The organism is Brevibacillus laterosporus, assembly GCA_007833815.1.
GTDB classification, from domain to species: Bacteria; Bacillota; Bacilli; order Brevibacillales; family Brevibacillaceae; genus Brevibacillus_B; species Brevibacillus_B laterosporus_D.
Window position 1 is genome coordinate 3,701,531 of record CP033464.1, and the last position, 14,149, is coordinate 3,715,679.

The 14,149-nt window shown below is 38.4% G+C and carries 4 protein-coding genes; all 4 read right to left on the reverse strand.

What is annotated here, in order from left to right; translation table 11 throughout:
- Positions 1–115: 115 nt before the first annotated feature.
- From EEL30_18745 to EEL30_18760, 4 genes are read right to left on the reverse strand one after another with little or no spacing between them, the layout of a single operon-like run.
- Positions 116–4,897, reverse strand: a complete 4,782-nt coding sequence (locus tag EEL30_18745) for an SDR family NAD(P)-dependent oxidoreductase (protein ID QDX94142.1) — start codon at positions 4,895–4,897, stop codon at positions 116–118.
- A 21-nt stretch (positions 4,898–4,918) separates the two neighbouring features.
- Complete coding sequence (locus EEL30_18750) at positions 4,919–9,694, reverse strand: KR domain-containing protein (protein QDX94143.1); 4,776 nt, start codon at positions 9,692–9,694, stop codon at positions 4,919–4,921.
- 15 nt (positions 9,695–9,709) lie between these two features.
- Positions 9,710–10,993, reverse strand: a complete 1,284-nt coding sequence (gene fabD / locus EEL30_18755) for a [acyl-carrier-protein] S-malonyltransferase (protein QDX94144.1) — start codon at positions 10,991–10,993, stop codon at positions 9,710–9,712.
- A gap of 8 nt (positions 10,994–11,001) precedes the next feature.
- Positions 11,002–14,142 (reverse strand): amino acid adenylation domain-containing protein, encoded by a 3,141-nt coding sequence (locus tag EEL30_18760; protein QDX94145.1) that lies wholly within the window; start codon positions 14,140–14,142, stop codon positions 11,002–11,004.
- Positions 14,143–14,149 lie beyond the last annotated feature (7 nt).

Sequence of the window (14,149 nt, forward strand, 5' to 3'; positions counted from 1 at the left end):
TTATGTCAACATTCAGTAGTCGGAAAATTCGATTATTATTTCTAAAAAAGCTATTCCTAGGTAGATAATCTACTGTCGGAATAGCTTCTTCTAATTCATATACGCTTTTCTCTGCTTACCCTGCATTCCCAACTGAAGAGTGAGTACCTGTTTTGGAATCGATGTAGGTTGCCATTTCCGCAACGTTTGCATATGAGAACATATCTGATATGTCCACAATACCTGGGAATTCTACATTAATATAGCTTAACAACTCCGTCGCCATGATAGAATCTCCACCTAGTGCATTGAAGTTTTCATAGATATCGATCACGTCCAAATCCAGACCCTGAGCATAGATGAATGCGATTTTTTGCTCTGTAGCTGTATATTCGTCTTCTCCTTTACCTGTTAGGAGAATTTCTTCGATGCTACGCTTTTTCGCCTTTCCTTTCTCTGCTTGGTTGGCTGATTGGCTACGATAATTAGATAGTTCCAGCTTAATCTGCGGAGACATCTGCATTGGAACTTGGCTTTCTATAGAAGACAGTAATCCTATATTGAGTTCACCAGGAATTACATTGCTTAAGTGTAAACTAATGACCTCATCAAAAATATGGAAGGCAAATTCATTTGGAATAGATTTAAACATAGCGAATTCTTCCGATATATTGAAGTCAACAGCCATACCAACTTCTTTCCATCCTGGCCAATTAATTGCACTTGTAGGCTTCCCTAGACTTGTTCTGTAATGAGCAAAGGAGTCCAGAAAAGAGTTAGCCGCTGTATAATCTCCTTGGCCTCTTGAACCAAACAAAGTGGTCATAGACGAGAAGGCAACAAAGAAGTCTAAGTTATCTTCTCTTGTGAGACGATCTAACAACCATGTTCCATTTATCTTCGGTTTGAGAACTTCTTCAAAAGCACTTCTCTCTTTTAAAATAAGGAATCCGTCCCCTGCTACACCTGCACCATGAAGAATACCGTGAATGCTACCAAAACGCTCACGAATATCTGTAAGAACAGAAGAAAGTACATTTTCGTTGCAAATGTCTACTGAATAGCATTGTACTTTTGTACCTGCTTCTTCTATTTGCTTCAGCTTCAATAATCTTGACACCAGCTTTGGATTTTCATTTTGATTGATAATTTCTTCCCAATCCTCACGTGCAGGTATAGATGAACGATTCAGAAGGCAAATATTTTTTGCTCCTCTAGCAGCCAAATGTGCCGTCATTGCCATACCAATACCACCCATTCCCCCAGTAATGATATAGGCACCCTGATCGTTAATAGGAGTCGCAGTATGGGTTGGTTGATTTACATTCATACGATCGAATTGTTCAATATAACGTCTGTTATCTCGGAATGCCGTACGGAATTGAGTTTCTGTAGCATATAATTCTTTAACCACTTGATGAAGTGATTCGTGATCCATGTCAATGCTACGGCATAACAGATTAGGGAACTCTTGAGCCACTACTTTAGCCAATCCCAGAAGTGCTGCATTGTGTGGATGAATCATTTCTTCCTTTTCAGCAATTTGATAAGCATAGTCTGTCATTACTACCAAATCCACTGTATTTTTTAGTTTACTTGCTACAGTAGCACGCGAAAGATTAAACAAGCTAGTAACACCTTTATCTACATTGTTTTGTAGCTCAGTATAACTTTGTAGATCCCTATCTCCATTAACAGAGAAAAGGTGCAAAATTTGATCAATTTTTATATCCTGTAGCTCTTCGAAAAGCTTCATATAACTTTCTTCCGATACATCAATCTGATAATGCTGCTCATCAAGCTTTTGATATCCGCTTCCTAGCTCAACCTCAATAAAGGTAGTCTTTGAATCGGTCATAGCAGCTATTAGTTTTTCGGCAAACCCGACGGAATCTTTTAAAACGACGACATTTTTCTGTTTTGGTTCATACTGCTCTGCTGCCCTTTCCTCCTGCACCCATTTCGCCTGATAATAGTGATTCTTATTGATTTCTTTTAATGCACTTGCTTGTACCTTTTTGATTGTATATTCTTCTATTTCAGCAAAAGCATTGCCCTGCTCATCAAAGAGGGATATATCGAAGCTAAGAGTCTCCAAGCTTTTGGAACCCTTGTCTTTTTTGCGAATATGCGTATAAAATAGAGAAGGCATTGGGCCGTAAATTTTTACGCTCTTGTAAGAAAGAGGCAAATATAACCCATCCCCAAACGTTTGGGTGGCCGCATTTACTGCATTGTCCAACATACCAGGATGCAATTTGTATAGAATCAAGTCATTTTGGCATTGTTGTGGAATGCGTAGTTCGGCAAATACATCTTTCTCTGCACGTGCTACATAGTCCACATTAAGCCATCTAGGTCCAAATCTGACGCGATTGTTGGAGAAACTATCATTTTCAACAATCAATTGATGCATATCTGGTCGCTGACGAATTTCTGTTGGAGAATGGGTGATATGATTTGGTTCTGACAAAGGAACAATTTTAACCTGTGTATGGATCGTCCAACTATCTTTAAGAGTTCCATCCTCTTCGCAATCTTGGCTTGTTACCGTTAGTTTTAAGTACTCTTTTTCTTTCTGGACGAGAAAATGAATTTCTCTATCTTCATTCTCTTTTACCACGATTGGTGTAAGGAACACTACATCTGTCAGCTCAATATTGCCTTCATAGTACCTACTAGCTAATTCTCTAGCAATTTCTAAATAGGCAACACCTGGAACAATCGAGACCCCAAACAAGACGTGATCACTTAACTCCCACTGTTTGTTTACATTTAATTTGACTGTATATATATCTTGAAAGATAGATTTTATTAAGCAGCCCTCTACTAACGGGTGTGGGTATTCAGTTGTATTTTGAACCTGGTTGTTTTTTAATTTAGAGACTTTTATTTCTCCCCAATAAGGTATTTTTTCAAAAGGATAGACTGGTAAAGTAATACGTTGCAGTTTTTTACCCTCATACAATTTATTCCAATCCACACTTGCTCCTGCGGTATAGAGCGTAGCAAGATGATGAAGGTTCCTAGAATTCTCTGTTATATTGACACCCACTAGTTGTTGCAAGAGATTGTTTACTTCACTCGTCATCTCACGTTTCTGAATCTCTGAAATTTCATAATCATCTTTATCTTTTTTCTTATCTGAAACAACCTTATGTCTTGCAAAGTAGATCCCATTTTCTTGTATTTCGTTTACTCCATTAGCTAAAATACCAGCTATTTTTTGTTTAAATTCCTGTAAGCTGCTTACAATGAACACTAATCGATACTCATAATGTCCTCTACCTGTATTAGCTGTATATGCCAACTGCTCTAAGTCAATTGTAGTATTTATTTCTAGGAAATTTTGGTATTTTTTTACCCAATCCATAATGACATTTTCACTCTTACCTGATAGAGCAATGATTTGTGGTTGTATCGTTTTTTCTGTTTTGTTCGCTACCTTAGGAGCTTCTTCTAATAAGACATGCAAATTTGTACCACTAAAACCAAATGCGCTAACTCCTGCACGTCTAGGAACCTCTCCTTCTGTCCAATCTTGTAACTGATCTACCACATATAAAGGTGAATCCACAAAATTAATATGAGGGTTTGGTTCTTCAAAATGTAAGCTTGCAGGTAGTTTCTTATTTTGTAAGGCTAATGCAATCTTCATGATTCCAGCGATACCAGAAGCACCGACAAGATGTCCCATGTTTGTTTTTACTGAACCAATCCCGCAGAATTGCTTTTTGTCCGTGTATCTTTTAAAAGCATTGGTTAAACCTTTGAATTCAATGGGGTCACCCAAAATAGTTCCCGTACCATGTGCTTCTACATAATTGACAGTCTCAGGATTGATTCCCGCTTGCTCCCATGCTTTAACAATCACGTCTTCTTGAGCTAATGGATTTGGAGAAGTAATACCATTAGAGGCCCCGTCATTATTAGCTGCTGTAGATTTGATTACAGCATAAACGTTATCTCCATCAGCTATCGCTTGTGTAAGAGGTTTAAGCAAGAGAGTAGCAATTCCTTCTCCAAAAACAGTTCCTGTAGATTTACGATCGAACGTTCGAACGGTGTTATCACTAGATGAAACAGAGTCGACCATTGTTTCATCATCATTATCACTTTTTCCTTGAGCGGAAGAGCCAAGAGAAATTCCGCCTGCTATAGCCATTTCACATTCTTTTAATCGTAACGCCTGGCAAGCTTCGTGAACTGCCATTAATCCAGAGGAGCAAGCCGTGTCTAAAACCATACTTGGTCCGCGCAGATTATATAGGTAATTTAGACGGCTCGCCAATATGCCATGCCATGTTCCTGTTAAGGTATGAGCGTCCTCTTCGGTGATGTATCGATAGTATGTTCCACCTGACGTACAATCCTTACCTACATACACGCCCGTATTGGTATTGCGGATCATATTTTCGCTATATCCAGCATCTTCTATAGCACTCCAAGCTGATTCTAAGAATAAACGATGCGCGGGATCCATAGATTTAGCTTCTCTTGGCTGAATGCCAAAGAACTTGGCATCAAACATCTCGACATCTTTAATGTAACCAGCCACTACCCCTTTCTGCTCGTTTTCCTCATCTGTTTCTAAGCTTATACCTAGAAACTCCGCATAGTGAGCATTCTTACTTAAGGGAGTAAAGAATTTTTTTCGTTCTGTCGGATATTTAATCATACATACTTTTTCATTTTCTAAATTACTCCAGTACTCACTAGGGGAATCGCACTCAGCAAATTTACAACTCATTCCAATAATCGCAATGTCATTATCATTCTCACTTTTGTTTTGTTCCTGTTCCTGTTCTTGTTCGTACAATTCCATCAATAAATTTTTTGCTTCCTGTTGAGACAAATGTTGATTAGCAAATTGACTAATTATATACTCTTTTAGCTTTTCCAAATCCTCAGCTCCCATTTTCAAATAGATTCAAATGATTTAGTCTTGAAGGCCAAGAGACACTTTTTGAAGTAGCAAATCAATATCTTTTTCAATATCTGCTTTGGCTATTCGCGTTGTCTGTACAGGTTTTTGTTTCTGATCAATAAACGCAGCCATCTCGACAATAGTGGCATAAATAAAGACATCCGTGATATCTAATAGTCCTGGGTATACTTTTTCCATTTCTTTGAGTAAATGAGAGGCTAGCAATGAGTCTCCCCCCAGCTCAAAAAACTTGTCATAGACATCTATTTCTGAGAGTCCTAAAACTTGACCCCAGAGTCTTGCTACTGTCTTTTCTGTTTCACTTAAACTAGCTTTATCCTTGCCAGTAATACTCAATTCAGTATCACCTTTTCTTGAGTGCTCCTTTTCTTGAAGCTTAGTCTGTTCGATTGACTTTTGATCCAATCGATCTGTAAGAGACTTAGATAAGACAATAGGAAGTGCGTTCAAAGAAGGTATAATCATCTCATCATCCATTTGACCAATCATGATCCGATCCAATCGTTTTTTTATTACGTGGCCAAATGCCTCAATCCCATTTCTTGTTTGCAGAGGTACAAACATGCTTCGAGACAAGTGAACACCGTGATCAACTGCCATGCCTGTCTCGCTCCATCCAGACCAATTGATGGTTAAGGCAGGCTTTCCTAATCGATTACGATAGGCGGCAAATGAATCCTGATAAGCATTAGCAGCCGTATAGTCTGACTGTCCAGGTGCACCAAATACAGATGTTAGAGAAGAACAAAGGACGAAGAAATCTAAATGATCCTGTTTTGTTAAGCTATCAAGTAGCCACGTACCAAGGATTTTTGGCTTTACTACGTCGGTAAATACTCGTGCCTCTTTCTTGATCAAAAAACCATCACCAGCAAGACCTGCACAATGAATAATTCCGTTTATTTTGCCATAGGTTTGACGCATCTGTTGCAGCACATCTGCTAATCGTTCACCATTTGTCAAATCTACGCTGAAATAATCAACCGTTGAACCAGAGGCCTCTAGTTCTAAAATGGCTCTTATCATCCGAGTAATCTTGCCATCCTTCTGACCGTTAAGAAAATCGCTCCATGTATTTCTATCAGGAAGAATTGTCCTACTTAACCAAGCTAAATGAACATCACTTTGAGAGGCAAGGTACTTACTTAACTCAATTCCTATTCCACCTGAAGCTCCTGTAATTACATACACACCAGATGGATTTATGTGAAAATCAACATTCTCATGTTTATTTAGTGTGGTTTCAATAAACTCCTCTACGTATCGATCATCTTGACGATAAGCAACCGTGTAAGTCTTTTTCTTTTGTAGAATTTCCTGAAGAATGGTTTCTGCTTTGGTATATTCATCTACATCAATCGATCTTACCTGTAGATTGCTATATTCATGTTCAATTACTTTCCCTAATCCATACATAGATGCGTGGTGAGGATGTATCAACTGGTCATTTTGACTTACTGCATATCCAGTAGAAGATAGTAAAACAATATCTATTATTCTATTTATCTTTTGTCTGACAAGCTCTTTGGTTAAAGAGAACAGACTCATTACCCCTTTATGAAGAGCTTGTTGCAACTCTTCTTCTTCCCTAATATCTTCTGAATGATCTATGTTCCACATATGAACGATTTGCGATACATGATGCTGATTCATGATTTGAACCAATTGAATGTAATCATCTTCGTTATCAGAAATGGTTACCTTATGTTCGTCATGTTTGTAAAAGGATTTACCATACGTTACTTCAATAACAGTCGTACCTTTTTCTTTTAACTTTTGAGCAATCGTTTCACTCTTATCACTTCGATCTGTAAATAACAATACAGACTGATGAAGAGTGGGAGCAAAATCAGCTAATGGCTCTTTAGACCATATTGTTTTGTGGTACAAACTAGTCTTACCTGACAGCTGATGCAATTTCGTTTGGAACTCATGGAACTTTTTAATGGTATAGTTTTCAATCTCTCCAATAATCACTCCCTGCTCATTTACAAGAGTAATATCAAAGGTTGCGATATCATTCGTTCCTTTACTTAAATCTTTCTTTTTCAAATAACTATAGAATCGACGAGGTATAGGTTGATAAAATCTTGCTTTTTCATAATGCAACGGTAGGAATAATCCTTCACCCATCGTGCCATTAGCAGCATTAACTGCTCCATCTAACAAGGACGGATATAAGAAATAATGTTCTAATTCATGGGCGGATTCGAGAGGAAATAGTAATTCTGCCATTACTTCATCTTCTCCCAGATAGAGTTTGTGTATATTTCTCCATCTTTTCCCGGTTTGAACATGTGCCTCAGCTAACAGCTCATCATTAATTAGTAATGTAGTGATACTATTTTTCTTTACTTGTTGAATGTCGAAGCTAGTCGAAATTTCTTTTGAGCGTGTGACTGGATAGATTTTTCCTTCTACATGTTTCGTCCATTGCCCCGTTTCTTTCGATTTACTAACAATTGCAAATTCCTGATGATCTTGTATTTTCTTTATAATGGTTTGAACTTCTATCATCTCATTAAAAGGAACAATCAATGGAGAAATAAACAAAATATCTTGTAGTTCAATATTTCTAGAACCAAGGATTTCTTTTCCCAACTCCGACGCTATTTCCAAATAGCAGGTTCCAGGTAGTATAGGGTATCCACCTAATACATGCTCCCGTAGCTCCCAATGTTTATCTGCGCTAAATTGGGTCGAATAGATGTTGATTTCCATAGAATCCACCAAGCATTGATCAATGAGAGGGTGCATACCTTTTCTTACATCACCTGAATTACCCTGTTGAGCATATGAAGATGGTTTTCCTTGTCCTTCTACCCAACATCTGTGACGTGCAAATGGATAAACAGGAGCGTGAACTCTTTTGATCCTCTTGTTCCTATGTAACAAATCCCATTCAATTTCAGCGCCCTCTACATAGAGCTGGCACAATTTCTCCCATTTCAATTGATTCCACTCTTTATGATTGTGCTGGATGAGTTGATTTGCTTCATAACTTTTTTTACGCTTCTCTTCTTCTGTTAACTCACCTGTTCCCCGGCTTTCTTTTTGATCCGATACGATTCGGTTCGTACCGTAAAAATAACCCGATTCATCTGTATCTCCAAGTCCATTTGTTGAGATGCTTGTAAGCAAAGAAGCTAATTGATCTTTTGTTTGTGCTAATAGAGCTACACGATATTGATAATGTCCTCTACCAGTCTGAGATGTATAACAAATATTTTTCAAATCTTTTCCAACATGTTCATGAAGGACGTATTGCTCGTACTGCTCAACCAATCGTTGCAATCCATCCTTATATTTAGCAGAGAGTGTGAGAATCTGGAACGAATCTTCTTCATTATCTATGAATGTGTCCATTTCTACAGGTGGTGCTTCTTCCAAAACCACATGAGCGTTGGTACCGCTTAATCCAAAGGAGCTCACACCACAACGCAGGGGCACTCCATCTGTTGTCCAGTCACACAACTGATCATTGATATATACGGGAGAAGTAATAAAAGAAATATTTCGATTAGGTTCTTGAAAATGCAGGTTTGGTGGTATTTTTTTGTGCTTGATTGCCAAAATAGCTTTGATAAGACCTGCAATACCTGCTGCCCCATCCAAATGACCAATATTGGTCTTAACTGAACCTATCGCACAAAACTGTTGTTTATTCGTAAAACGCTGAAAAGCTCTTTCCAACCCATTGATCTCTACAGGATCACCTAATTTTGTTCCCGTTCCATGAGCTTCCATATAAGATATGGTTGCAGGATCTATGCCGGCGTCTTCCCAAGCTGCTACGATGACCTCTTCTTGGGCTACCGAGTTGGGCGCAGTTATCCCCAAAGATTTACCATCTTGATTTATCGAGCTCCCCTTGATAACCGCATAGATGGAATCACCATCCTCCAAAGCTTTTTGCAAGGGTTTCAAGAGTACAACACCGGCACCTTCTCCTCCACCAGTCCCAGTAGAACTACTATCAAAGCTTCGAGTTCTCCCGTCTGAGGAAGCTATTCCTATGTCCTCTGTTTCACTATTTTGACCAGGTATCAGTGTAAGTTTAACTCCACCTGCTAAAGCCATTTCACACTCGGAGTTTCGAATAGCTTGGCAAGCAAGATGAACAGCTGTCAGTGAAGATGAGCAAGCTGTATCTACGACGAGCGCTGGTCCTCTTAAATCAAGTAAGTTGCTAATTCTGCTTGCAATAATAGATTTGATGTTTCCAGGGACAGCTATGGTAAACAATTTAGGATCTGCCACTTCAATAAATCGTAGATATTCATCTAGGGAAATATTGCAATGACCTACATAAACCCCTGTTTTGGTCCCTGCTAGTTTGTTTCCCCCATAACCTGCATCCTCAATGGCTGACCATACATTTTCTAAAAAAATTCGTTGATTAGGATCAATAAGATTGGATTCAGCCGGAGAGAGAGAAAATAATTGATAGTCAAATCGGTCTATCTCTTCCAAATAAGCTTTCTCGATATAATTCTCAACAGAGGATGCAGATGAGCCTCCTTGCTTTACATAATTCTCTATTAATCTCCTACGCTCTTGAGAAAGGGGGCGGACGCCATCCTCTCCTTCCTCAAGCATGTTCCAAAATTCATCTTTATTTTTTGTATGCCCAAACGTGCAAGAAAGTCCGATGATAGCAATATCCTTTTTGGAAACACGTAAACTTGATTTTTCTTTGAATAAGGTATTTTCAGAAGTTGCCGATAATTTTATGTTATCAAAATCTAAACGAAACTCTTTCACCATGCTCCTCCCCCGTCTCTAAACTGTTTGAACGGCCGTTCTACCTACTTGCGTAAATGTAAAATCCTGAAAAAGTTCTTCGGTGTCAGTTTCAGCAAATAATTTTTGAAAACGAGCGACTTGCTCTTCTTGAGGAGTTTTTTTCGTAATAAAAATCATTTGCAGTAATTCTGCTATTTCTCTGATTTGCTGATCGCTTGGTTGCTTTGCTTGAGATTCCAGCTCTGCTTGAATTTCCTTCATTTTTTTGTATGACTCGATTACCCCTTTTTGATATTCTTCTTGATTCTCGTTGTAATTTTTTGTGCTAACAGCCATACCTAAACTACGAGAGATGAAATATAATTTACTTTTTTCGAATTGATGAATCGTCTTTTTTAACAAGGACAAATCAAAATCTTTATCAAATGAATGACTTTCAATGTCAGTAGTATTTTTGGATACAAGGTTCTTTAACGTCTTTCCTGGTCCTATTTCTAGCAGATACTTCACTTGGTTTTGTTTCAAATACGCCATGCAAGATTGCCACTTCACAGGCGCTACAATTTGTTTGGTCAGATTGTCCACGATGTTTTCTTTTCCTTGATAAGGCTGAGCATTTACGTTAGAAAGTACAGGTATTTTAATCTTCCCTTTTCCAAACTGATAGTTTTTCAATTCTTCGGAAAATTGATCTGCCGCTGGTTGCATGAGTGGACTATGAAATGGTGCGCTTACTTGAAGAAGAGTTACGTGAGCGCCACGAGCCTTGAGAAATTCACTAACTCGATCAACAGCTTCCTTATGTCCGGAAATTACAAGTTGTGAAGGTGAATTAATATTGGAAAGTACGACAACTGAGCCCTCTTGAGATGCTTTTTCACAATCTTGCTCAATAACAGCCTGATCCACTCCTCCAACAGCTGCCATCGCCCCTTCACCAAGCGATACTGCCTCCTGCATAAAAAGACCTCTAGATCGTGCAATTTTCACGGCATCATAAAAGGGAATGGCTTCTGCGCATGTAAGAGCTGAAATCTCTCCTAAGCTATGACCGGCAAAATAATCGGGACGAATTCCAATTTCCTCTTTGTATACTTGGTAAGCAGCTACACTCATTGTAAGAAGAGCTGGTTGTGTATTTTCTGTTTTTGTTAATTCCTCCATGCTTCCTTCAAAACATAGTTTCGCTACATCAAATGATAGGGACTCACTTGCCTCGTCGAATATTTTTTTTGCAGAGGAATAATTTTGATAAATCTCTTTCCCCATTCCTACATATTGAGATCCTTGTCCTGAAAATATGATGCCAAATTTTTTCATGCTCACTTTCACTCCTTAGAATCCTTTTTTATTATGATATGAAGTAATTCCATATACACACTCGCAAGTTCTCGCATTTTGTCAGGATTGATAAGAGAACCGTAATTAATTCTACAAATCAATTCATCTTCTCTCTCTATCACCCTTACTAAAATATCTCCAAACGGAAGAGAATGGTTTGATTCTTCCCGTTCATATGAAAAGCACGGTAGTAAAAGATGTTTGGACAGATTTTTAGTAGATGCTTCTTTGTTAAGCAAATCACTATATGCATACTCGCCTGATTGAAGGGCATCTGTTAGCGTGATTTTTTCATTTATCGTTTTAAATAGCTCTGAGAAATGATGAAGGGCCTGGAAATCAGCACTAATATTTCTGACACGAGAAAAAAATGGGTTCATCACTAAAACGGATATCTGGTTTTGATGTGTAATGTTATGCAAAACATATATAAAGGAAGACAGCATCACTGTTTCTATTGAAATAGACTCTTGTTTGCATAATATATGTAAATCCTTACATACATCCCGGTCTAGATTCCATTCAATTGAATCGCGATCATCCCCACATTCCCTATCTTTCAAATAATCATGCGGAAAATCTACTCTTTCAAAAGTAGGTCCCTCTCGTTTCTGTTCATTCCTCTGATCTACAAATGCCGCCAGTTCATAAATAGAAGTATAGGTAAACAAGTCTGCTACGGTTAACTTGTTCGGATATCGTTCCTCCAATCGCTGGTGCATATCAACCAGTATTAGAGAATTTCCACCAATATCAAAAAAGTTACGATGTAATCCTACGTGTTCGACTTGTAAAATATCCTTCCATATTTCCCTCATTTCCTTCTCTGTATCTGTTAGCAAAACTGGGACGTCATCTTCTTTAGCTAGAAAGCTTTCTTTTGTAGGCAATTCCTTCTTGTCTACTTTTCCGTTTGCAGTAAGCGGAATTTCATTTAGTTGAATCAATGTAGAAGGGATCATCGCTTCAGGTAAATATGTAGCTAAACCTTTTTTTACATTCATAGCTATTAAAGATCGTGTCGCAACATAGTAAGCGATTAAGGCATTACTCCCATCTGGCTGATTATCTACTAAAACAATGCAATCCGTAATATCAGAAAGCTTTAATAATGATTTTTCAATTTCTCTGATTTCAACGCGGACACCCTGGATTTTAACCTGATTATCTTGTCTGCCTACATACTGTATGGTTCCATCAGATAACCATTTTGCATAATCACCCGTACGATACATGGTTTTGCCCGGTAGGTATGGATGATCAACAAAATGTTTGTTAGTAAGCTCTTCATTCTGTAGATACCCCTTGGCCAATCCCTCTCCAGATATGCAAATCTCACCAGCAACACCGATAGGCTGTACTTGGTCATATGAATCCAATATGTACACTTGGGTATTATGGATAGGCTTGCCGATTGGGATCAACGCTGTATCCCCACATATTGGATGACTAGTGGTAACCACCGTATATTCGCTTGGTCCGTAGTTATTAATCAGTTGGTAGTCCTGTTTTACATAGCTACGTAACACATCCCCACCCGTTACTAATTTCTTTAAAGAACAATTTTGGAGATGTACAAACTTTTCGCATAAAGGTGTAGGTAAAAAACCTATCGTAATCTTATGTTCTTCAAAATATTGATTAAGTCTTGGAAGATCGAGCTTCAATTGTTCAGGAATGACATAGATTGCAGCACCTGCTAACAAATAGGGGAACACTTCCCATACAGAGGCATCAAATCCGAAACCCGCAATCTTGGAAGCCTTATCTTGATCAGTAACATCAAAAAAGTTGATATGCCATCTACATAGGTTAGTTAACGACCGCTGAGATACCATCACACCTTTGGGCTCCCCCGTTGTGCCAGAGGTATATACGACATAGGCAATATCCTCTGATGTAGAATGTATGCTCAGAGGTGAAGCTTCTTCTTGTTCACATAGAGACAACCCGTTTATCTCTACTATTTCACCTGCATACTCCACATTTTTTGGCAATGCTGTTTGGGTTACTAATAATGAAGACCCGCTATGATGTAGCATGTATTCTATCCGACTTTTGGGATAATCAGGATCTATGGGAAGAAAGGCAGCTCCTGTTTTTACAATGCCCCAAAGACCCACGATCATTTCAATCGATGGCCTAGCTAAAAGGGGAATGATATCCCCTGCTTGTACCCCTTTTTTCCTCAAGAAGTGTGCGAGTTGATTGGATTTTTTCTGTAGTTCTAGATAAGTTAATGTTTGGCCTTCATAATAGACTGCTGGATAATCTGGCGTTCTTTTAACTTGACTATCAAACCATTCGGCTATCGTTATATGCAGAGGATATTCTACTTCTGTATCATTGAATTTATAGAAAAGGTTCTCTCTCTCTTCCTCTGATATGATATTGATTTGATAGAGTAAAGTAGAAGGAGCTTGCATAGCTGATTCAAAAAAAACGTGCAAGTGCTTCATGATACGCACAACGGATTCTTCTTTATAAAGAGAATCCTTGTAATACACCGTTAGATGAATTTGTTCTTCTGTGGTGGAAAAACAAAAAGCCATATCCTGTTCCATTTCGGTAATAAACTGTGCGTTTTGGAAATTTTCCAGAAGTACTATCGTATTCATACATAAAGAAGCAGTATTTTTCTCCAGTTCTTCTACTATCTCGATCAATTTTGACTGAGGAAAGCTTTGATGTTTAATGGCTTCTTGTAAAAGAGAATTTGTTTGGTAGATCAGATTTTTAAATGGTTCTTGCGGATTAAGCTTTGAGTGGATGGGAAGGATTTTTAGTGCTCCTTCCATCATTTCTGTTTCGTCCTCTTTACTTATAGGAGTTCCGATCAAAACATCGGTTTCAGCCGTGTATTTATATAACAGGCCACTAACACCAGAGAGCAAGAAGACAAGAACACTATAAGGCGAACCCTTTGTGACTTGTAATAACTTTCTTGATAACGCCAGCGGAAAAGTAATACCTATTGATCGGACTGAGCCTCCTCCCAACTGATTATTATCAGCTGGGAAGCGACTAGAATGGCCATCCTTCTTGAATTGCTCTTTCCAATATTTCTCTTCTTCTACAAAGTAGCCGTTTGCCAATAAAACTTGTTGCGAATAATTGTTAGCGGACATAAGGCAG

What these genes read in the sequence shown, in the direction of transcription:
- EEL30_18745 (QDX94142.1), bottom strand. Translation starts at nt 4,897, where the DNA reads ATGGGAGCTGAGGATTTGGAAAAGCTAAAAGAGTATATAATTAGTCAA.
- EEL30_18750 (QDX94143.1), bottom strand. Translation starts at nt 9,694, where the DNA reads ATGGTGAAAGAGTTTCGTTTAGATTTTGATAACATAAAATTATCGGCA.
- fabD (QDX94144.1), bottom strand. Translation starts at nt 10,993, where the DNA reads ATGAAAAAATTTGGCATCATATTTTCAGGACAAGGATCTCAATATGTA.
- EEL30_18760 (QDX94145.1), bottom strand. Translation starts at nt 14,142, where the DNA reads ATGTCCGCTAACAATTATTCGCAACAAGTTTTATTGGCAAACGGCTAC.